This window comes from Shimia haliotis, from assembly GCF_900114415.1.
Taxonomy (GTDB): Bacteria; Pseudomonadota; Alphaproteobacteria; order Rhodobacterales; family Rhodobacteraceae; genus Shimia; species Shimia haliotis.
The window spans coordinates 104794-124942 of record NZ_FOSZ01000009.1 but is presented as its reverse complement, the minus strand read 5'-3'; the positions used below and the strand labels follow the sequence as shown (position 1 = coordinate 124942).

At 60.5% G+C, this 20149-nt stretch carries 20 protein-coding genes; 5 read left to right on the top strand and 15 right to left on the bottom strand.

Annotated features, from left to right (window positions below; translation table 11 throughout):
• Nucleotides 1-14 precede the first annotated feature (14 nt).
• Nucleotides 15-1151 (bottom strand): S-(hydroxymethyl)glutathione dehydrogenase/class III alcohol dehydrogenase, encoded by a 1137-nt coding sequence (locus BM069_RS17545; RefSeq protein ID WP_425288693.1) that lies wholly within the window; start codon nucleotides 1149-1151, stop codon nucleotides 15-17.
• 161 nt (nucleotides 1152-1312) lie between these two features.
• Here BM069_RS17545 and BM069_RS17540 point away from each other — a divergent pair, with 161 nt between their 5' ends.
• The gene (locus BM069_RS17540; RefSeq protein ID WP_093325633.1) at nucleotides 1313-1597 is read left to right on the top strand and encodes an I78 family peptidase inhibitor; all 285 of its coding nucleotides are present in this window, start codon (nucleotides 1313-1315) and stop codon (nucleotides 1595-1597) included.
• 47 nt (nucleotides 1598-1644) lie between these two features.
• Here BM069_RS17540 and BM069_RS17535 read toward each other — a convergent pair whose 3' ends face one another.
• The gene (locus BM069_RS17535; protein ID WP_093325631.1) at nucleotides 1645-2070 is read right to left on the bottom strand and encodes a c-type cytochrome; all 426 of its coding nucleotides are present in this window, start codon (nucleotides 2068-2070) and stop codon (nucleotides 1645-1647) included.
• A gap of 118 nt (nucleotides 2071-2188) precedes the next feature.
• Between BM069_RS17535 and BM069_RS17530 the strand changes: the two genes are divergently transcribed.
• Together BM069_RS17530 and BM069_RS17525 are read left to right on the top strand one after the other, a co-directional pair.
• The gene (locus BM069_RS17530) at nucleotides 2189-3850 is read left to right on the top strand and encodes a DUF6504 family protein (RefSeq protein WP_093325667.1); all 1662 of its coding nucleotides are present in this window, start codon (nucleotides 2189-2191) and stop codon (nucleotides 3848-3850) included.
• Between the two features lie 258 nt (nucleotides 3851-4108).
• Nucleotides 4109-4456: a DUF2794 domain-containing protein gene (locus BM069_RS17525; RefSeq protein ID WP_093325630.1), complete on the top strand. Its 348-nt coding sequence runs from the start codon at nucleotides 4109-4111 to the stop codon at nucleotides 4454-4456.
• Nucleotides 4457-4579: 123 nt separating this feature from the next.
• Here BM069_RS17525 and speB read toward each other — a convergent pair whose 3' ends face one another.
• The 8 genes from speB to BM069_RS17490 form a co-directional block, all read right to left on the bottom strand.
• The gene (gene speB, locus BM069_RS17520; RefSeq protein WP_093325628.1) at nucleotides 4580-5539 is read right to left on the bottom strand and encodes an agmatinase; all 960 of its coding nucleotides are present in this window, start codon (nucleotides 5537-5539) and stop codon (nucleotides 4580-4582) included.
• Nucleotides 5536-6426: a C40 family peptidase gene (locus tag BM069_RS17515; protein ID WP_093325626.1), complete on the bottom strand. Its 891-nt coding sequence runs from the start codon at nucleotides 6424-6426 to the stop codon at nucleotides 5536-5538. Before BM069_RS17515 ends, speB begins: the two co-directional genes overlap by 4 nt.
• Nucleotides 6426-7832 carry a leucyl aminopeptidase family protein gene (locus tag BM069_RS17510; protein WP_093325625.1) on the bottom strand — a complete coding sequence of 469 codons (1407 nt, stop codon included), beginning with the start codon at nucleotides 7830-7832 and terminating at the stop codon, nucleotides 6426-6428. Before BM069_RS17510 ends, BM069_RS17515 begins: the two co-directional genes overlap by 1 nt.
• 95 nt (nucleotides 7833-7927) lie before the next feature.
• A complete protein-coding gene (locus BM069_RS17505) occupies nucleotides 7928-8308 on the bottom strand; it encodes a hypothetical protein (protein ID WP_093325623.1) in 381 nt (126 codons plus the stop codon).
• A 230-nt stretch (nucleotides 8309-8538) separates the two neighbouring features.
• Nucleotides 8539-8676, bottom strand: a complete 138-nt coding sequence (locus tag BM069_RS19880; RefSeq protein WP_165929062.1) for a hypothetical protein — start codon at nucleotides 8674-8676, stop codon at nucleotides 8539-8541.
• Nucleotides 8677-9083: 407 nt separating this feature from the next.
• Entirely contained in the window at nucleotides 9084-10721 is a 1638-nt protein-coding gene (locus BM069_RS17500; protein WP_093325621.1) for a DUF4139 domain-containing protein, read from the bottom strand.
• Between the two features lie 202 nt (nucleotides 10722-10923).
• Complete coding sequence (locus tag BM069_RS17495) at nucleotides 10924-11946, bottom strand: aspartate-semialdehyde dehydrogenase (RefSeq protein ID WP_093325620.1); 1023 nt, start codon at nucleotides 11944-11946, stop codon at nucleotides 10924-10926.
• 132 nt (nucleotides 11947-12078) lie between these two features.
• Nucleotides 12079-13251 carry an MFS transporter gene (locus tag BM069_RS17490; RefSeq protein WP_093325619.1) on the bottom strand — a complete coding sequence of 391 codons (1173 nt, stop codon included), beginning with the start codon at nucleotides 13249-13251 and terminating at the stop codon, nucleotides 12079-12081.
• A 174-nt stretch (nucleotides 13252-13425) separates the two neighbouring features.
• On the opposite strand from BM069_RS17490, the gene BM069_RS17485 reads away from it, so the two are divergent.
• Complete coding sequence (locus tag BM069_RS17485; RefSeq protein ID WP_093325617.1) at nucleotides 13426-14565, top strand: DUF3095 domain-containing protein; 1140 nt, start codon at nucleotides 13426-13428, stop codon at nucleotides 14563-14565.
• Nucleotides 14566-14688: 123 nt separating this feature from the next.
• Here BM069_RS17485 and BM069_RS17480 read toward each other — a convergent pair whose 3' ends face one another.
• Nucleotides 14689-16098 (bottom strand): pyridoxal phosphate-dependent decarboxylase family protein, encoded by a 1410-nt coding sequence (locus tag BM069_RS17480; protein WP_093325616.1) that lies wholly within the window; start codon nucleotides 16096-16098, stop codon nucleotides 14689-14691.
• A 113-nt stretch (nucleotides 16099-16211) separates the two neighbouring features.
• On the opposite strand from BM069_RS17480, the gene hpaR reads away from it, so the two are divergent.
• Nucleotides 16212-16652: a homoprotocatechuate degradation operon regulator HpaR gene (hpaR, locus tag BM069_RS17475; protein ID WP_093325614.1), complete on the top strand. Its 441-nt coding sequence runs from the start codon at nucleotides 16212-16214 to the stop codon at nucleotides 16650-16652.
• Here the strand turns inward: hpaR and maiA are convergent.
• From maiA to BM069_RS17455, 4 genes are all read right to left on the bottom strand, one after another.
• Nucleotides 16649-17287 carry a maleylacetoacetate isomerase gene (maiA, locus tag BM069_RS17470; RefSeq protein WP_093325613.1) on the bottom strand — a complete coding sequence of 213 codons (639 nt, stop codon included), beginning with the start codon at nucleotides 17285-17287 and terminating at the stop codon, nucleotides 16649-16651. The two genes, hpaR and maiA, sit on opposite strands and share 4 nt — an antisense overlap.
• A complete protein-coding gene (locus tag BM069_RS17465; RefSeq protein ID WP_093325611.1) occupies nucleotides 17284-17484 on the bottom strand; it encodes a DUF2783 domain-containing protein in 201 nt (66 codons plus the stop codon). The genes maiA and BM069_RS17465 overlap by 4 nt, the downstream gene beginning before the upstream one ends.
• A 3-nt stretch (nucleotides 17485-17487) precedes the next feature.
• Nucleotides 17488-19098, bottom strand: coding sequence for an FAD-dependent oxidoreductase (locus BM069_RS17460; RefSeq protein ID WP_093325610.1), 1611 nt, complete (start codon nucleotides 19096-19098; stop codon nucleotides 17488-17490).
• Nucleotides 19099-19195: 97 nt separating this feature from the next.
• Nucleotides 19196-20146 (bottom strand): MBL fold metallo-hydrolase, encoded by a 951-nt coding sequence (locus tag BM069_RS17455; RefSeq protein WP_093325609.1) that lies wholly within the window; start codon nucleotides 20144-20146, stop codon nucleotides 19196-19198.
• Nucleotides 20147-20149: the final 3 nt, after the last annotated feature.

Sequence of the window (20149 nt, the reverse complement as noted above, 5' to 3'; positions counted from 1 at the left end):
TTGGGCCGGGTTGGTCAGAATTCAACCACAGCCCGGATCGATTTGCCTGCGTGCATCAGATCAAAGCCTTCGTTGATCTGGTCCAGCGTCAGCTTGTGGGTGATCATCTCGTCGATCTCGATTTTGCCGTCCATGTACCAGTCGACAAACTGCGGCACGTCGGTGCGGCCTTTGGCGCCGCCGAAGGCTGTGCCTTTCCAGACGCGACCTGTGACCAACTGGAACGGGCGGGTGGAGATTTCGGCACCTGCAGGGGCCACGCCGATGATGACGCTGACGCCCCATCCACGGTGGCTGCATTCCAGCGCGTCGCGCATGACGTTCACGTTGCCGGTGGCGTCAAAGGAATAGTCCACGCCGCCAAACGCGTCTTTTTCGGTTTTGGTCAGCTCAATAATGGCTTCGGTGACGGACTGATCGCCGAGCTTGGACGGGTTTACAAAATCGGTCATGCCGAATTTGCGCGCCATCTCTTCTTTGTCGTCGTTCAAATCAACGCCGATGATTTTGTCAGCACCCGCCATGCGCAGGCCTTGGATCACGTTGAGGCCAATGCCACCGAGGCCGAAGACCGCGGCTGTGGAGCCGATTTCGACGCCCGCGGTGTTGATCACCGCGCCGATGCCGGTTGTGACGCCGCAGCCGATGTAGCAGATTTTGTCAAAAGGCGCGTCGTCGCGGACCTTGGCCAGCGCGATTTCCGGCAGAACCGTGTGGTTCGCGAAGGTCGAGCAACCCATGTAGTGATAGATCGGCGTGCCATCGAGCATGGAAAAGCGGGATGTGCCGTCAGGCATGAGACCTTGGCCCTGTGTGCCTCGGATCGCCGTGCAGAGGTTGGTTTTGCCCGAGAGGCAGGCGTGGCATTCGCGGCATTCCGGTGTGTAAAGCGGGATCACGTGATCGCCCGGTTTCAGCGTGGTGACGCCTTCGCCCACTTCCATGACAACGCCTGCGCCTTCGTGGCCCAGAATTGAGGGGAACAGTCCTTCGGGGTCGGCGCCCGAACGGGTGAATTCGTCAGTGTGGCACAGGCCTGTGGCCTTGATTTCCACAAGAACCTCGCCCTTTTTCGGGCCTTCCAGGTTCACTTCCATGATTTCGAGTGGTTTGCCGGCTTCGAGAGCCACGGCGGCACGAGTGCGCATCATTTCGCCTATCCTCCGAGTGTTTTGTGAAGCGTGGTTGAAACACGCGGTCTTTGCAACCTTGTATGCAGAAGATGGCAGACTGATGCCAGATGCTCCGGTAAGGGGGCGAAGGATTAAGGTCGGTTTGCGACAACTATTAATGTGTTCAAGGAGTTGTAGGTATGAGCATTAAGATTTGGGGCGCGGCATTGGCGTCGGTGATGGCGGTTGCAGGCTGTATGGGCGGCGAAGAAGAGGCGGCCGAAGTGGTCGGCAGCGAGATTTGCCAGCCGGAAACGTTTCAGTTTCTCGTGGGGCAGGACAAATCTGCGCTTGAGGGCGTGACCGTGCCGGAGATGGTGCGGGTGATGCAGGACGGCTCTCCGGCGACGATGGATTTCCATGAAAACCGGCTGAATGTGATTCACGATGAAGACGGCAAGATCATCGCCGTACGCTGCGGTTAAACGCGGTTGGCGACGCGTTGCCGTGGGGCGGCGCGGCGCCGACAAACCTATTTGCGATAGACCTTGTGGCAGGCGGCGCAACTGCCGCCCAAGGTGCGCATTGAGGCCGCGAGCGCGGCCTGATCGGTGAAATCGAGTCCTTTTGCAGCCGCCTTGAGCGCCTCGCCTTTGGCGGTGAAATCCGCCCAGTCTGTCCAGATGTTGGGCAGGGCTTCGGATTTCGGATCGCTGGCCTCGGGTTCAAACAACGTGGAGATTTTGCCCGCCTGCGTGACGATGGTGTCACGTGCCATGCGGGCTTTGGCCTGATGCAAGGGGGTTTGCCCTTTGGCCATATCGCCAAGCGTCTTGGTGGCGGCACCGATGGCGGCCATGCCATCCATGCGGGCCATGACCTGTGGGTCTTTGACGCCGTCGTGTGCCAAAAGCGGCGTGGCGGTCAGAAGGGCGGCGATCAGGAGTGTGCGGCGCATGGATTTTCCTTTTTGTGAAGCTTGATGTCACAGCAGCGCAAAGCGGGTCTGGGAATCAAGCAAAAATTATGAGAACATAAAAAGAACAAACATCACGATTCTGTTCTGTGTGCTGCCTATGCCGAACCGTCGCATCCTGTCGTTGTGGTTTCCCAGACTGGGGGCCGAACGCCTGCTCCGGATGGAGCGGGGCACGTTTGACGCGCCTTTGGCGGTGTTGCGCGACACCGGCCAGATGCAGGTGATTTCCTCAATGAATGCACAGGCTGAGGCTGAGGGGCTGACGTTGGATCAGCCTCTTCGCGATGCGCAGGCGGTCTGTCCGCAGCTTATTGCGCGGTTGCAGAACCCGCAGGCGGAGGCGGCGTTTCTGAAGGTGTTGCGACGCTGGGCAGGGAAGTTTTCGCCATGGGTGGCGGAGGCGCCGCCGGATGGTTTGGTGATTGATCTGACGGGCTGTACGCATCTGTTTGGGGGTGAGCAGGGGCTTTTGACGCAGGTGGCGCAGGACTGTGGCGATCTGGGACTGACGGTGCGTGCGGGGGTGGCCGACACTTTGGGCGCGGCCTGGGCGCTGGCGCGGTTTGCATCGCAGCCCGGTGCGATGGTGCATCGCAGTGGGGATGACATTCAACAAGAGGCGCGGGCGACACGGTCGCGCGCGGTGAAGCGGCGGCATTGGACGCGGGGCGGCACGCCGCCACTGGTGGCGGCGGGGATTGCGGATGTGGGCCGGATTGCGCCTGCGGGGCAGACGCATTCGGCCTTGGCGGATTTGCCGGTGGCGGGGTTGCGGCTGGAAGGGGACACGCAGGCAGAGTTGGCGCGATTGGGGCTGCGCAGGATCGGAGATCTGACCGGACAGCCGCGCGCGGCGCTGGCGCGGCGGTTTGGCAAGGGATTGGTGCTGCGGCTTGATCAGGCGCTGGGCAGCGCGCCGGAACCGGTGAGCCCAGCGGCGGTGGAGCCGACGTTTGCGGTGCGCATGACATTGCCCGAACCGATCGGGCTTGAGGACGACGTCTGGGCGGCGATTGACCGGTTGCTGCCGCCGCTGTGTGAGCGGTTGCGCAAGAAGGGCAAGGGCGCGCGTGTGGTGCGCCTACAGGTGTTTCGCACCGATCAGACCATGCAGGGGATCGAGGTCGGGCTGGCGCGGGCGAGCGATGATCCGGATCGGCTGCGGCCTTTGTTGCGGATGAAGCTCGATGACATCGACGCGGGCTTTGGCATCGACATGCTGCGCCTTGAGGTCTTGCGGCTGGAGACCCTGCATGCGCGGCACACAGCCGGCCATCTGGAGGCGCGGCAGGCGGCCGCGCGGCGCGTGTCGGACGCCCATGTGATTGATGATCTGGTGGGGCGGATTGGCGCGCGGATCGGGTTGGAGCAGATCACACGGCGGCACCCCGGGGCGAGCCATATCCCCGAGAAAGCAGCACAGACCCAGCACGCGGCATGGTCGGAGCCGTGGCGGGAGGATTGGCCGAAGCCCATGGTGGCGCGGCCGTTGTTGATGTGGCGACCCGAACCGGTGATGGCGCCGGATACACCGCGTTTGCCGGAACGGTTCCGCTGGCGCGGGCGGGATATGGTGGCGACAGGTGCAGCGGGACCGGAGCGCATCGCGCCGGAGTGGTGGCTGGATGAGCCGGACTGGCGCAGCGGGGTGCGCGATTACTGGCGGGTGAGCTGCGCGAGCGGCGAGAAGCTGTGGCTTTACTTTGCCCATGGCGGAACCATGTCGGCGGGCTGGTTCTGTCAGGGCAGCTTTGCGTGAGGGCGGCGGCCGTGGGCGCACAAAAAAACCGCCCTCAGCGGGCGGTTCTTCTGGCGAAACCAAAGTGCCTCCGGCAGCACAGACTGGGTGGGGGCAATAACGCCGCGCCGCCGGAGGTAGCGTTTTAGTTTCGCTATGAGGATAAGATGCCCTTTTGCTTTGGCAAAAAAGCGATCCCCACGCGGCCATTTGCAGATTTAAATGAGGCAGAATGAGGGCAGGGTTGATTTATCTAAAAAAGGTGGAGAATTTGGGGGCATGACTGTGCAACCGCCTACCCCGATGCGCCCGACCTTCAAGGCTCCTGAACAAGTGTCTTTTCATCGGACGGAGCTGTCGGTGATTCTGTCGCTCTATGGCCGTATGGTGGCCGCGGGCGAGTGGCGGGACTATGGCATCTCAAGCTTGCGGGAGGTGGCGGTGTTTTCGGTGTTCCGGCGCACAGCGGAAAACCCGCTTTACCGGATCGAAAAACGGCCAAAGCTGCGCAACCGGCAGGGGCTTTATGCGGTGATCGGGATCGATGGGCAGGTGCTTAAGCGCGGCCATGATCTGCGCACGGTTTTGAGGGTGCTGGAGCGTAAGCTGATCCGCTCCGTGGACTAAAACCCATTAGAAATTGGGTATTTGGCGCCAGAAAGACGGCCGCGGTGGCTTCTATTTCTGGCGAAGAATACCCCGGGGGAGCGACAGCTTGGCTGGCGCGGGGGCAGCGCCCCGAGTGCCAGATCATTTTGCGATGTGACGGGCCATGACGCAGAGCAATTCGAACATGATGGACACGCCAAGGAAAGCGGTGTTGCCGGAGGCGTCAAAGGGGGGGCTGACCTCGACCAGATCGGCGCCGATGATGTCGAGCCCGTCGAGCGCACGCACCACTTCCAGTGCGTCAAAACTGTTGGGGCCGCCCACCTCGGGTGTGCCGGTTCCCGGGGCAAATGTCGGATCGACAAAGTCGATGTCATAGCTGACGTAGGTTGGCTCTTGCCCGACAATTTCGCGAGCCTCTGCCATGACGTCTTGCAGGCCACGGGCAAAAAACTCCTCGATTCGGATCACGCGGATGCCCACAGATTCAGCGAAATCGGTGTCCTCGTCGTCATAAGTGCTGCCACGGATGCCGATTTGTACGACGCGTTTGGGATCGAGCAGCCCTTCCTCTACCGCGCGGCGGAAGGGGGTGCCGTGGGTGTACATCGTGCCGCCGAAATAGCTGTGATAGAGATCGGTGTGGCTGTCGAAATGCACCATGCCGACGGGGGCGTCTTTGGCGAGTGAGCGCAGCACAGGCAGCGAGGTCAGGTGGTCGCCGCCTGCGGTCAGGGGCGTTATGCCATGCGGTTTCAGGCGATCATAAAACGCGGTGATGCGGTCCATGCTGTCGGGGATGTCGGCGGGGTTGGGACCAACGTCGCCGAGATCGGCGCAGTTCACCAGATCAAAGGGGCGCACGCGGGTGGCGCCGTTCTGGGCGCGGATCATGGTGGACGCGTCGCGCAATTGGCGCGGGCCGTGGCGCGGGCCGGGGCGATTGGTGGTGCCGCTGTCCCATGGCACGCCGATCAGGCCGATGTGCACGTCATCAATGCGGGCATGGTCGAAATCCATATTGGGCAGGCGCATGAAAGAGGGCATGCCGGCAAAGCGGGGCAGCTCCATACCGGAAATGGGTTTGAAGAAATCACTCATGTTGTGGCTCCGTAATTGGGGCGTTTGTGAGAGGTCACGTCACCGTCGCCTTGGGTCGCGATGCGGGCGATGGCGTCAGCGATAGGTTCATAAGCCACGGCCATGTGAAAAGCGTTCGCGTGAATGAGTGTGGTGGCGTCCGTGACCATGGCAACGTGGCCTTTCCAGAACAGCAGGTCTCCGCGCTGGTAAGGGCCGCTTGCGTCGGGAAAGGCGGCTTCTTGCAGGTCGCTGTCGCCCGGGCAGGGGATTTCGCAGGCCAGAAGCGCGGCTTGCACAAGGCCCGAGCAGTCGATGCCAAAAGAGGAGTTGCCGCCCCAGAGATAAGGTGTTCCGATCAGGCGTTGGGCCACGGCGGCGGGGTCTGTTTCGGGCTGGTCGATGGGGCGCAGGTGTTGGAGTGGGACAAAGAGATCGCGGGTGGCCTTGCCGCCGTCCCATGCGATCCTTGCCCAATTGTCGTCGGTGCCGGTGACCACCACGCGCGTGCCAAAGGGCAGGGGCGTCACAGCGCCCATGGCCTTGAGGTGGGGTGTCGATTTGGCGTAGCTGCGGGCCGCGGAAACCATGTGTGTCGGGGTTTGTTGCGGGTGGCTGAGGATGTCGCCGATGTCGACCCAGCCTGTGTAGCCGTCCTTTTCCGCATAGCCAAAAGCCATGCCGTCTTCGGAATGGATCACGTTGATGATCTCGCCGCGGATCAGTTGTCTTTCACGTGTGCCGTTCGGGCTGGACAGAAGATCGGTCACGACCATCGCCACGCGGTATCGGGTAGGAGCCACAAATGTATCGGCGTCGATGGTGCCGCGCTGATGGGCGGCGGCGATCACTGTTTGCTTTTTGGTTTGAACCCGCGCGGCGAGGCGACTGTCGAGTTTACCAGCCATCACAAATCCAGCATTTTCGGCAGCGCCTCAAGAATGGCGCGCGCGCCCATGCCGACGCCGCCTTTGGGGCGGGCGGGGGCCGGCGCAGGGTTCCAGCCGTAGATGTCGAAATGCGTGTAGCGCTGGCCTTCGGCGAAGCGGCGCAGAAACAGAGCGGCGGTGATGGAGCCGGCAAATCCGCCTGCGGGCGCGTTGTCGAGATCGGCAATCGCGGGTTCGATCATTTTCTCATAAGGCGTCCAGAACGGCATGCGCCAGACCGGATCGGAGACATCGGAGGCCGCGGTTTCCAGCGCTGTCACGACGTTGGTGTCGTCGGTGTAGTAGGGCGACAGGTCCGGGCCGACAGCGACGCGGGCGGCGCCGGTGAGGGTGGCCATGGAGATCATGAGGTCGGGGTTGTCTTCGCTGCCAAGCGCGAGGGCGTCGGCCAGCACAAGGCGGCCTTCGGCGTCGGTGTTGTTGATTTCCACGGTCAAGCCCGCGCGGGAGGTGAGCACGTCACCGGGACGGAATGCGTCACCGCTTACGGAGTTTTCTACCGCAGGGATCAGCACGCGCAGACGCAGGGGCAGGTTCAGAGCCATGATCATATGGGCGAGGCCGAGGACCGTGGCAGATCCGCCCATGTCCTTTTTCATCAAAGCCATGGAGCCACCCGGTTTGAGGTTCAAGCCGCCGGTGTCAAAGCAGACGCCTTTGCCAACCAGTGTGAGCGTCGGGCCGGCGTTGCCCCAAGACATGTCCAAAAGGCGCGGCGCGCGATGCGGCGCGGCGGCGCGACCAACGGTGTGGATCATCGGGAAATTCTGTTCCAGCAGCGCGTCGCCGGTGGTCACAGACAATGTTGCGTCAAATGTATTGGCGAGTGATGCTGTCGCCGCCTCCAGATCTTGTGGTCCCATGTCAGAGGCCGGTGTGTTGATCAGGTCGCGGGTCAGCGCTTCGCCTGCGGCGATGGCTTCGACTCGGGCGGCATCGATGCCTGCTGGGCAGATCAGGCGTGCCCCGTGCGCTGATTTTTTCTTATATTTGTCAAAGACATATTGCGACAGGAGCCAGCCTAGACATTCCGTTTCCAAATCTCCCCAAGGCAGGTTGGTGGCGAGCACATATGTGCCGGCTGGCAAGGCGGCGGCAATCGCGGCCAGCGGGAAGCGGCCTCGGGCGCGGGTGGTGGCGTAACCAAAACCGGCAACGGCCATGATCGGGCAGCCAGTGTCATCGGGGATCAGGACGGTTTTCCCAAGTACGGGTTTGAAACCTGTTGCTGTCAGCCAGTTTTGCGCGGCCTCGGTTTGCGATGAAGCCCAGTCCTCAAAGCCGTCCTTGGCAACTATGTGCAAAGGCAGGGCGGCGGTGCCGTCGGATGCGTCGGCAAAATTCAGGATCGGGGTTTCGGACATCTGGCGGCCTCCTTGCGCGTGACATGCGCGGCCAGCCTATAGGCTATGGCGGCGCCTGCAAGTGCTGCGGGGGGAAGTCCGCTCAGAGAGGCGTGCTAGGTGCCAATTGCCTTGATCTGCCAGAGTTCGCGCAAAGAAGGCTCTCCCAGTCGCATCAGCCGGGCCAAAGTGGCGTGGGCGGCATGGCGATTGTGTTGATGCACGGCGACGCGCACGTCGCGGGCGACGACAGCGAGTTTGCCGAGCCCGACACGTTGCGCCGATTTGGTGATCTTGCGGCAGGCGGCCAGAAGGGCCTTGTCGTTGTCCTCCGCATAGGCGGCTTCGGCCTCAGCCAATCCGCGTGCAAGCGCGTTAATCGCGTCGACAATCAGACGCTCAGCCTGTCGGTAATCCATTTTGATATAAAGATATGTTAGCTCGTCTTCGTCTACGTGGACGACCTCGCTAAACTGCAATTGCGATACCTTTGACATAATCTCACCCCGAATGTGTTGGCCCGATCCACCTGCGGGTACAATGGCGTAAGAATCTTCTCAAAACGTTGCCCTGTTTCTTGGATTTTTGTCGAATTGAGGGGAAGTCGTTGGCGCGCAATTTGCGCGAAAGCGCCCAAAAAAGTGACAAAAAGAAACAGCCCGCACGTGGGGTGTGCGGGCTGCTGACCTTCGGAGAGAGACGGTTGTCGAGGGAAAGGGAGTGGCTCTCAGGCGAAGATATTGGAGGTGTTACGGTTGCTGGCCATCAGGGCGCGAAGGCGACGCTCGCGCGCTTTGTCTGCCAGGGAACCGCCGGTGTGTGCTGCGTTGTTCATGATCTCTTCCTTGTAAATCCGCTTAGGCATTTTTGAGCTTCCCTGTTTTGCGTTATTGCCGGTGTCTGTGTTTCGTTGAGTATCAAGTTGGGGGCGAAATGCGGCTGAAATGGCGCGAATTGTGTCAAATTAGCGGTAAATTTGACGTATTTTGGAAACGCAGCATTCTGGCCCGGGCAACGATCGCTGCCGGGTGAACCCCCTTAATACTGTCCCGCAGGGCCTCCAAATACCAACAAAACAAGGCTTGCTGTCTATTCGGAGGCGACTGCCCCTCAAAGTCCGGTCCCTAATCCGGACGAGCGGCGCGTTTTGGACATCGTGGCCCAATTTGCGCTGCCTGACTGTGATCTATCCGCGATTCTGGCCCCGATTGGGGCATGAGTCGGGCGATTTGGAGAATCGCCTGACTATTTTGTGGCGCTCTTTGTATCGATTCAGCGCAGGATCAGGTCGAGAGGCCACTGAATTTTGTGGGAAAGCTCCACATCGAAGGTCTCCCCGGCGGTCAAATCATGACGCCACATGAGAATACCGCGCTGATCCTTGAACTCGTTGTCGGTAGGCGCTGGTTTGGATTGGTGCGAGATCACAAGGTCCTGCTGCTCGGAATACGGCACGCGGCCGATCATACGCAGATCCCAGCTCTGGTCTGTCAGGTTCTCGGCAGAAAGCGTGCGTGTTTCGGTTTGCTCGTTGCGAGAGGTGAGTACGCCGGTGTCGCCGGTGAGCTTTTTGGTCACGGTGTCTTTCAGACGCAAACCGGGGATCGCGCCGAAAGCCAGTTCGGTTTTGTCGCCGGCCGCAATGAGTGGCAGTTCGCTTTGCGTGACGAAAGTGCCGTTGAGGTAGACATCGGCGGTGCCATTGAGAATGAGTTCGCCGATGGTGTTTGTGGCTTCGGCCATGAGGAAGGCCGTTTCGTCCCGCATCGGGTTGGCGAAGGCATAAACTTCGGGCTGAAGTTCGACCGTATCAAGCGCGAGGCGCAGGGCTTCTGTGCCGGAGTTTACCGAAACAGGGGTTGGGTAAATGTATGTAGCATTGATGCCGTCGTCAAAGCCGACAAAGGCGGACACCTCTTCTTGATATGTTGCAACCGGCTCGGCCATGGGGGCATCGGCAAGGTTTTCGCTGATAGCGAGGCGGCCCTGTGATTTGGGTTGCACGGGCTGAGGCTTTTCGATGCGACGGCGCCATGGGGCGAGGCCGGTAGGAGAAGCCTGTGTGTTGGGACGGCTGGTGGAGAGTGTCAGTGCGACATCAGTCCAATCCTCGCCGGTGTCCTGATAGACAAAGACGTTGCGGTCGATGGTGAGAGTGGGTGCGTCACCTGTGGTCAGCCGCACGTCGTACACGGGCTGCCAGTAGGCGTTGTAGTCTGTGCGATGAACAAGCGTCACCGTACCGTCGATGGGTTGGTCGGAAGAAATCACCGCCGCGAGCATGTGTTTTTCGACATCGGGCGGCGTCAGCGCTGCAACGGTCAGCTTGGCGTTGGCAAGATCCTCGCTCAGGTCCTCAAGCTCTTTGGTGAATTTGCGGGCGGTGCGTTCAGCGGTTGTGGCCTCCTGACGTGCCTTCAGCGTTTCTTGTCCAATGATGGCAAGCGTGGCGGTCAGTGCTTCCGGGGCTGTGGCGTCTTGCGGGCTTTGCAGGCGGGTGAGGTAGCCGAGCCGCGCATTTGCGGCTTCGGCCTGCATAAGAACGTCCACTTTCTGGTCCGAGATGTTGCGCAGTTCTGCCTCGATGCGCTCTACCTCGGCCTTGGCGGTCTCAAGGGGGCCGCTGTCGGTTTCGACGGCAGGGGGCACTTTGGCAAAGCGGATGGTGACTGCACCGAGGCGCGCACCGTCAATGGTAAGGCGCACGGTGGTTGGGTCGATATCCTCGGGCAAGTTCGTGATCAGGAGGTCGTGCGATCCCGCGGGCGCTGTGAAGGGTGCAACCCGGGTGATTGTCGCGCCGTTGGCGTACAAGGTGGCGGCAGTCACGGGCGCCGTCAACGGGATGGTGTCGGCCCAGAGGGGGCTGGCAAATGCAGTGAGCGCGAGGGCGAGAATGTGTTTGGTCATAAAATGGGCCTTTTGCGTATGGGACAGCTTTAGGGGAACACGTTGCTGATGCGGCTGGCAAGTGAGGCGGTCCGGAAGAGGGGTTCTTGAGCGGAGAGGTGCTTGTTGCTGGTGGTTCGACCCGAAATAGGTGGCAGGCTGCTGGGCAACAAAAAAGGCGCCCCGATTGGAGCGCCTTTTCAAAATCGGTTGTGAAAGGCTTTTAGCCTTTCTTGAGCACTTCGCGGCCCAGCGTTTCGGCGATCTGCACCGCGTTCAGAGCCGCGCCCTTGCGCAGGTTGTCTGATACACACCACAGGTTGATGCCGTTCTCGACAGTGCTGTCCTGACGGATGCGCGAGATGAAGGTTGCGAAGTCGCCAACGCATTCTTTGGGGGTGACGTAGCCACCGTCTTCGCGCTTGTCGATCACCATGATGCCAGGGGACTGGCGCAGGATGTCGCGGGCTTCGTCTTCGTCCAGGAAGTCTTCGAATTCGATGTTGATCGATTCCGAGTGGCCCACAAAGACCGGAACGCGCACGCAAGTGGCGGTGACTTTGATCTTGGTGTCGATGATCTTTTTGGTCTCGGCGACCATTTTCCACTCTTCTTTGGTGGAGCCATCGTCAAGGAACACGTCGATGTGCGGGATGACGTTGAACGCGATCTCTTTGGTGTAGACCTTGGGCGGCACGTCAGACGTCGGGTTGTAGACCGCTTTGGTCTGGTCCCAGAGTTCGTCCATCGCGTCTTTGCCGGAGCCGGACACGGATTGGTAGGTCGACACCACAACGCGCTTGATCTTGGCGCGGTCGTGCAGCGGCTTCAGCGCCACAACCATCTGCGCAGTCGAGCAGTTGGGGTTGGCGATGATGTTTTTCTTGGCATAGCCGTGGATCGCGTCAGCGTTGCACTCGGGCACGATCAGCGGCACGTCGGGGTCGTAGCGGTAGAGCGAGCTGTTGTCGATCACCACACAGTTTGCGGCCGCAGCGATCGGCGCGAATTTTTTGGTGGCATCAGAGCCGATGGCAAAAAGCGCCATGTCCCAGCCCGCGAAGTCGAACTGTTCGATGTCCTGAATCTTCAGGGTTTTGTCGGCGAAGGTGACCTCGGTGCCCTGGCTGCGGCGGCTTGCCAATACAGCGATCTCATCCACAGGGAACTGACGTTCCTCCAGAATGTTCAGCATTTCGCGACCCACGTTGCCCGTGGCGCCAGCGACGACGATGCGATAACCCATCTGAGGTCTCCATTTCTAACGACGCGCCCTCTTAGCCCTGTTTGGCCAAAGAAAAAAGGGGTGGAGCGTGGGAAATTGCTTAAGACCCCCATTCCGGTTTGCGATGAATGCGTTCGGGGTGCGGAATTGGGATCAATCCATCCGGTCTTCGGAGAAGCAATAGATAAGCGCACCGATCAGGATGAGCGCGGCCATGAGGCCGAACAAAGTCTGGTAGGCAAGCATGGAATCGGTTGGAGCAATCGCGTTGTGCAGTTTCCCAGAGCCAAATTGCATCACGCCGACGCCGCCAATTCCAAAGAGGTTCATCAGGGTCACGCCGCGCCCCGTGAGGTGTTCGGGAAAGAAGCTGCGGGCATGAGCGATCAACACCGGGAAGGCCGCGCCACAAAAGCCGACAACCGACATCATCAGGATCGACGGAACCGCGCCTGTGTTTGTAAACATGGTCAGGCCAATCAATGCGATGGCTCCGGTCAGGCTGCCGGTGATGATGACCCATTTTCGGGTCCCGAAGATGCGATCCGCCGGGCCATAACAAAAGGTGCCGAGGATCATGGCGACTCCCATCACAAGCGTGGCCTGTCCGATCTGGCCGGTGGTGAGTGCAAAGATGTCTGACAAGTAGGGGCCGATCCAAAGGCCGCGAATACCCGCGGCGGGCATGTAGTTCACGAACATCAAGGGAAACAGGAACCACAGCGCCGGGATCTTGAGCAAATCAAAAACGGACCCTTTTTCTGCGCTTTCGGCTTTGGGCGGGTCTTGTACTTTTGCCCATAGTCCAAGCGCGATGAGGCTGCTGATCGCCGCAAGGACCCACAAGGTCGCGCGCCAGCCTATGGTTTCGGCCGCCCATGCGGTTGGATAGGCCGCGATCAGGTTGCCGACGGAGCCGACACCAAGCATCAAGGCAGCCAGCGTGGCAAAGCGCGCAGGCGGATATGTGCGGGCGAAGATAAAGTAGCTGGCCATCAAAACAGGCGCGCAGCCGACCCCGAGCAAGGCCATCGCAACAATGACGTGCATGGGCGTTGTTGCCATTGCAAACAGCGCAGCGCCACCACCTCCGCCGATCAGCAACAAAACGGCGGACGTGCGACGCGGACCGATTTGATCAAGTGCAGCGCCAACTGGGATTTGCATAGCCGCAAACACCAAAAACCAGAGACCGGACGCAAAGGCGAGATCAGCAGGCGTTGCGCCGATGTCGGCGTCAAGCACCTGTGTAAGTACTGCCAGAAAGGCACGGAAAAACTGGCTGAGCACATAGGCCAGGCACAGCAGGATCATATCGTTGCGCATGAAGTCTCTCTCCCTGAGCGGCGACTTGATCGGAAAGGCGCAGGAAAGGCAAGCGCGGCATGTTTCACTGTATCACGCAACTGTGCGGTGAAGTTTGGGAACCAGAGCTTGAGTTCAGACGTAGTGGTCCCATCTGGCATTTCAGGGAGGGGTTCCAAGAGGAGCTCTAGGAACATGTTTTTGAAACACTCAACTCAGGGTTACTACGCCAACCTGCCGCGCACGGATGACTTTGACAGCCTGACCGATCCCAAACGGTATGTGCCATTGCCGGACGATTGGGTGGTCGGAGTGGCCGATATTGTCGGATCGACAGATGAGATCACACGTGGGCGTTATAAGATCGTCAACACGGTTGGCGCGGCTGTGATTTCTGCTCAGATAAATGCCGCAAACGGGGCGCCATTGCCTTTTGTTTTTGGCGGAGATGGCGCGGGATTTGCGGTCTGGCCAACGCAGCGATTGGCCGCTGAGCGGGCCTTGGATGCGGTGCGGCGCTGGGCGCGCGAGGAATTTGGCATAGAGTTGCGGGTTGCGATGACGCGGGTTTGTGATGTGCGTGCGGCCGGTCGGGATGTGCGCGTGGCACGCTATGCGCCAAATGACGAGGTGGATTATGCGATGTTCTCCGGCGGGGGGCTGGCATGGGCCGAAGAAGAGATGAAGGCCGGCAAGCTGTCGGTGCCCGAAGGCGTGGCAGGCGATACACCACCGGATCTTGCAGGCTTGAGTTGCCGCTGGTCAAACGTGAAATCAGAACGTGGTGCGATCTTGTCTCTGGTCATAGAGCCGCAAGATGGTGTGCCGGAGGAGTGTTTTGGCAAGATTGCCGAGGCCGTCGTCGCCGCAAGCGGGGCGGACCCTAGGGGGCTGCATCCAGTGCCGCGCAGCGGTCCGTCAGCGCAGTTTCCGCCGCCGGGAATGACGATTGAAGCGCGGGTGCGCCAAACGGGGCCTTACCTTGTCAGATTGGGCGCGCTTTTGGTGGAGAATGCGTTGATTTGGGCGCTGATGAAGACCCGTGGAATTGGCAATTTCGACACCAAGGTCTATCGGGCGGAGGTGGCGCAGAACGCCGACTTTCGCAAGTTTGACGACGGTTTGAAAATGACGCTGGATTGTGATGCGCAGACACAGTCGCGGATCGAAGGTATTTTACGTAAGGCCAAGGCCGCGGGGATGGTGCGCTTTGGCATGCACGCGCAGTCAGAGGCAATGATGACCTGTCTGGTGCCCTCCGCCACCCAGAGCAATCATATGCATTTTGTTGATGGCGCGGCTGGTGGCTATGCACAGGCAGCCGCCCGGCTTTGAGCCGCGCGCACCCGAGTCGCTTTCGGCAAAACGGAGGGCGCTGAGACAGCGCCGGTTTCTTGTGGGACGGGCGTTCTTGCCTTGCAGACTGGCCCGCCCGACGGAGGTCGGTGATGACCGGCTTTATAGACTTGCTGCAATCTCCTGAATGACTGCGAAAGCCTCGGTCACGTCCTCGCGGGTGACATCGACCTGTCCGACCTGAAAGCGGATGACCAGTTTGCCGTCGGTGCGGGTTTGCGTGATGTAGGTGCGGCCATCATCGTTCACGGCACTCACCAGTCGCTGGTTGAGGTCATCCAGATCTTCCACACCGGACGGGGCATAGCGGAAGGTGAAGAGGGAGAGCACCGGCTCTGTAATGATCTCGTAGTCGGGCGTTGTGCGAATGGTTTCGCAAAGCTCGCCGGACCATACCACGTGGTTGCGGATCATGGTTTGCAGCCCCTCAAGACCGTAGACACGCAGCACGAACCAGATTTTCAGCGCGCGGAAGCGACGGCCCAGCGGGACGGACCATTCGGAGTAGTTGATTACGCCGTCTTTGCCATGGGTTTTCAGGAACTCGGGCTGGATGGCGAGGGTGCGCACAAGGTCTTCTGGCGTTCGCAGGAAATGCGCGGAGCAGTCAAACTGCATGCCCAGCCATTTGTGCGGGTTAAAGACAACGCTGTCGGCACGGTCCACGCCAGCCCACATATCGCGGAATTCGGGGCAGATCATGGCGGCACCGGCCCATGCGGCGTCCACATGAACAAAGAGGCCGTATTTCTCGGCCACATCACAGACTGCGTTGATGTCGTCGCTGCCGCCTGTGCCTGTGCCGCCGGTGCTGGCGATGATGCCGGCAGGCAGAAAGCCTGCGGCGATGTCGGCGGCGATGGCCTCGTCCAGTGCGACGGGGTCCATGCTGCGGGTCGGGCCTTGGGTCGGGATGCGCACGAGGTTGTCTTGGCCGATGCCCGAGACCCAGATGGCGCGATCGATGGATGTGTGAACCTCAATAGAGCTGTAGACGCGCAACCGCGCCTGGCCTGTGAGGCCTTCTGTGTTGCCGGACCAGTTCAGGGTGCGCTCGCGCATGGTGAGGACGGCGGCGAGGGTCGCGCTTGAGGCGCTGTCCTGAATGACGCCGGAAAAGGCGTCGGGCAGGCCAATGGACTGGCGCAGCCAGTCGATCATGCGGGTTTCCATTTCGGTGGCCGCGGGGGAGGTCTGCCACAACATGCATTGCGGCGCGATCACGGTGGCGAGGTAGTCTGCCAGCATCGAGGGCGGGGTGGCGTTGGCTGGGAAATAGGCAAAGAAGCGGGGGTGTTGCCAATGGGTGATGCCGGGCATGACGGTTTTCTCGAAGTCGGCAAAGACATCCTCCATCGCTCCCCCGTGTTGCGGAGGTGTTTCGGGCAAGGCGGCCAAAATCTCTCCCGGAGCAACTTGCGCGCGAACGGGGCGGGTGCGGATGGTTTCGTGGTAGGTTTTGGCCCAATCGGAAATTCGTGCGCCCCAGCGGGCAAAATCTGACCAATCCATATGTTCTGTCCCATCGCGTCATGAAATGATTGCAGGGCGCAGGCTATGGTGCGCCCCACAGTGTGGCAAGACGGACAATTGCGTTTTTGACCCAATTCGGGCATGAGGGGCGCATGATCGAGACACCCAGAATTCCCCCAACCACAAGTTCCCTTCCGATCGCGCTTTTGCGGGCGCGGGACAAGGTGATGGGGCCAGTTCGCAAGATGCTTGCGGATGTCGGTGTGACCGAGCAGCAGTGGCGCGTCTTGCGCGTTCTGGTTGAGGAGGGGCCGCTGGATCCGACCTCAATCGCGGATCGCGCGGTTTTGCTGCTGCCCAGCCTGACGCGGATACTGCAAAAGCTTGAGGAAAAGGGGCTGGTGTCCCGTGTGCGGGACAAGACCGACCGGCGGCGGCATGTGATCACGTTGACTGCGGCTGGCGAGACTTTGATCGCTCAGAACATGCCTGCGGCGCTCGCGCTGGCAGCGGCGCAGCGGGAGCGGTTGGGCGCGGAGAAATTTGACCAATTGATCGCGCTTTTGGGTGAGTTGAACGCGCAGGACGACTAGGCCGGATTGACCCGATCCGGATGGGCATCTGCAAAAGCTGGATGCGCGGCGCAGGCCGCTTCGATGGCGCGGATTTTTGGCCACTCGGACAGGTCTATGTTCCAGCGGTGGGCATTGTAGAGCTGCGGCATCAAACAGATGTCCGCAAGGGTCGGTTTGTCGTCGTGACAAAAGGGCTTCTGGGTGAATGCACCTAGCAATTTTTCAAACGCATCAAGGCCGGGGGCAATGAAATGTGCCATCCAGTTTGGAAGGGCATCGGCGTTCTCCGGCGCCAGGCTTGCGGCGTGTTTGGCAACGCGCAGATTGCAGATCGGGTGCAGATCAATTGCGATGGATTGGGCCAAGGCGCGGACATGGGCGGCTTGAGCCGGATCTTGTGGAACAAGAGCCAAGTCGCGGGTGTCGTTGAGGTATTCCAGAATGGCGAGAGACTGTGTGAAGCGGTGCCCGTCGATGTCGAGCACCGGCACCAGACCCTGCGGGTTGCGGGCCATGTGGTCGTGCGATTGTTGAGCGCCTGCGGCCAGATCGACGGGCACAGCCGTATAGGAAATGCCCGCCAAATTGAGCGCGATGCGAATGCGATAGCTCGCTGAGGAACGCCAATAGTCGTAGAGAACGACGTCGCTCATTTTGCTTTGCGGGCGGCAGCGGCAATTGCCTCCGCCAGCACTGTGCGGTCTCCGATGTGATTGGCCAACACAAGCAGCAGGCGGGCGTTGAGCGCGGCAGACGCCTCCGGGCTGAGGCCTTCGTGTGCGGCAAGAAGGTCGGCGTAGAAATCATCGGCGCCGTCGATGTTCGCGGTCAGGATCAGATTGTCGGACATGTCTTACTCCTTACCTGTGGCGCGGCGCACAGCGGCGCGGAACAGTGGTTCGTCAAAGGTTTCGCGGCGCGCGGCGACGTGTTGGTCGGGGCGGATCAGGTAGACGCCCGAAGCAGCGGACCCGAGGTAGCGCCGTTGCAGCGCCAACGTCGGATCATCCCGCACCGAAAGCGCGAGGCGTTTCACTTCGATACCGTCTTCTTCAAAGCTTTCTGGACCGTCGGCGTCGATGGTCAGCAGGGTGAGTTTATCTCCTAGCAGATCAAGCAGGAAACCATCCGGCAAGGGCGCGTCGGGGCAGGGGCTTCCGGGGCGGGAGATGTCGGGTCCTGCCAGGGCGTCCGCCGAGTTCAACGATGATCCGTCGTAGGTGCAGGGCACGGAAAGGCGGCCGGAGTTCACAAGCGGCCGCGCGAACTCAAAATCTTCGGCAAGGTCCAGAACCGCGTCGCGCAACAGGCGGCTCATGTCCGACTTGGGCGTGATGAAGTCTGTAGATCGCGTGGAATTGGTGATGTTCTCGTCCGCGCCATACACGCGCTCGGAGCTGTAGCTGTCGAGCAGGCTTTCGGGGGCCTTGCCGTCCATCACCAGCTTGAGTTTCCAGACGAGGTTGTCGGTGTCCTGCATGCCGGAGTTGGCCCCGCGGGCGCCAAATGGCGACACCTGATGCGCGGCGTCACCGGCAAAGAGCGTGCGACCGTGGCGGAATTTCTCCATGCGGCGGCATTGGAAGGTGTAGATAGAGACCCATTCAAGATCGAATTTCACATCCTCACCCAGCATTGCCTTAAGGCGCGGGATGACGTTCTCGGGTTTCTTTTCCTCTTCCTTGTCGATGTCCCACCCCAATTGCAAATCAATGCGCCAGACGTTGTCGGGCTGTTTGTGCAGGAGGGCGGACTGGCCCTTGTTGAAAGGCGGATCGAACCAGAACCAGCGTTCGGTCGGGAAGTCGGCCTCCATAATCACGTCGGCAATCAGGAAGTTGTCCTCGAAAACACGGCCGACAAAATCCAGCCCCAGCATACGGCGGGTGGGGGAATTGGCCCCATCACAAGCAATGAGCCAATCGGCCTCAATGGTGTAGCTGCCTTCGGGTGTTTCAACTTCAAGCGTGACGTGGTCATCGTGCTGGCCGATGGCCTCGACCTTGTTTTGGCCACGAATTTCGATAGGCGCGCCTTGGGATTGCAGTTCGCGTACGCGATCCACAAGGAAGTTTTCAAAGTGGTATTGTTGAAGGTTGATGAAGGCTGGGCGGCGATGGCCTTCTTCAGCGAGAAGGTCGAATTTATAGACCTCTCGCTCGTCAAAAAAGACCTTGCCCACGTCCCACTCGACCCCGCGTTCAACGAAGGGATCGGCGCTGCCGATGCGGTCGAGGATTTCCAGCTGACGCTTGGCAAAACAGATGGCGCGGGAGCCGAAGGACACTTTGTCGTTGTCGTCCAGTACCAGCACTTCGACGCCCTGATTGGCGAGGTCGATGGCTGCTGCGAGGCCAATAGGGCCGGCGCCGATCACTATGACCTTATGGCGGGCGGGCGTGGCCGCGTCCTGATCGGGGTGCCGCGTGTAAGGGTAGAGCGGCGTTTCAAAGATCTTGCTCATGGGGTCTCCTCCCATTTGATCATCAATGCGCGTCGTTTGGGAACGCAGAGTTCCAGACCGCGGCGTCGCGCGCAACGATCTGGATCAAAGACAGGCATCAGCCCTGCAATGCCTCCCACATCTCGAGATCGCGCTGGGCTGTCCAGATGCGAGGTGTGTCGATGCCGCGGGCCTCGTCATAGGCACGGGCGACGTTGAAAGGCAGGCAGTGTTCATAGATCGCGTAGTCGCCGAATTTCGGGTCACATTCCGCGCGCACCGCGTCCCATGCCTCTTTGAGGCTGCCATTGCGAGCCGCAACGCGGGCGGCGGGGCGATAGGTGCTTTCGACAAAGTCGCGGGTGTTTTCGATGGCGGCGTTGACCATCTGTTTGCCAATCAGCGCATCACCGCGACCGGGGGCGATGGCGTCCACGTCAAAGGAGGCGATGTTGTCGAGCGTGTCGCCCCAATCGGAGAAATGCCCGTCACCGCAGTAGCACGCAGAATGGTATTCGACGATGTCGCCGGTGAACATGACGTTCTGGTCGGGCACATGGATGACGATGTCGCCAGCCGTATGGGCTCGGCCCAGATGCATCAGGTCGATACGGCGGTTGCCGAGATAGACGGTCATGTCCTCGGAAAACGTGGTGGTGGGATAGGTCAGGCCGGGGATGCTTTCGTGGCCTTCAAACAGGCGGGGGAAGCGTTGGAATTCGCTGTCCCAGTCTTCTTGGCCGCGTTCGACCACCATCGCGCGGGCGGCGTCGCCCATGATGATTTGATCAGCGCCATAGGCCGACGCGCCCAGAACCCGCACCGCGTGGTAGTGGGTCAGGACAACGTGCGAAATCGGCTTGTCGGTGACAGACCGCACACAGTCGATGACTTTGTTTGCAAGGCGCGGCGTGGCTTGCGCTTCGACGATCATGACGCTGTCGTCACCGATGATGACGCCCGAGTTGGGGTCACCCTCGGCGGTGAAGGCATAGAGTCCCTCGCCGACTTCGGTGAAGGAGATGTTCTTTTCCGTCATGTCGCCTTGCGACGCAAATGCCTTGGCCATGTG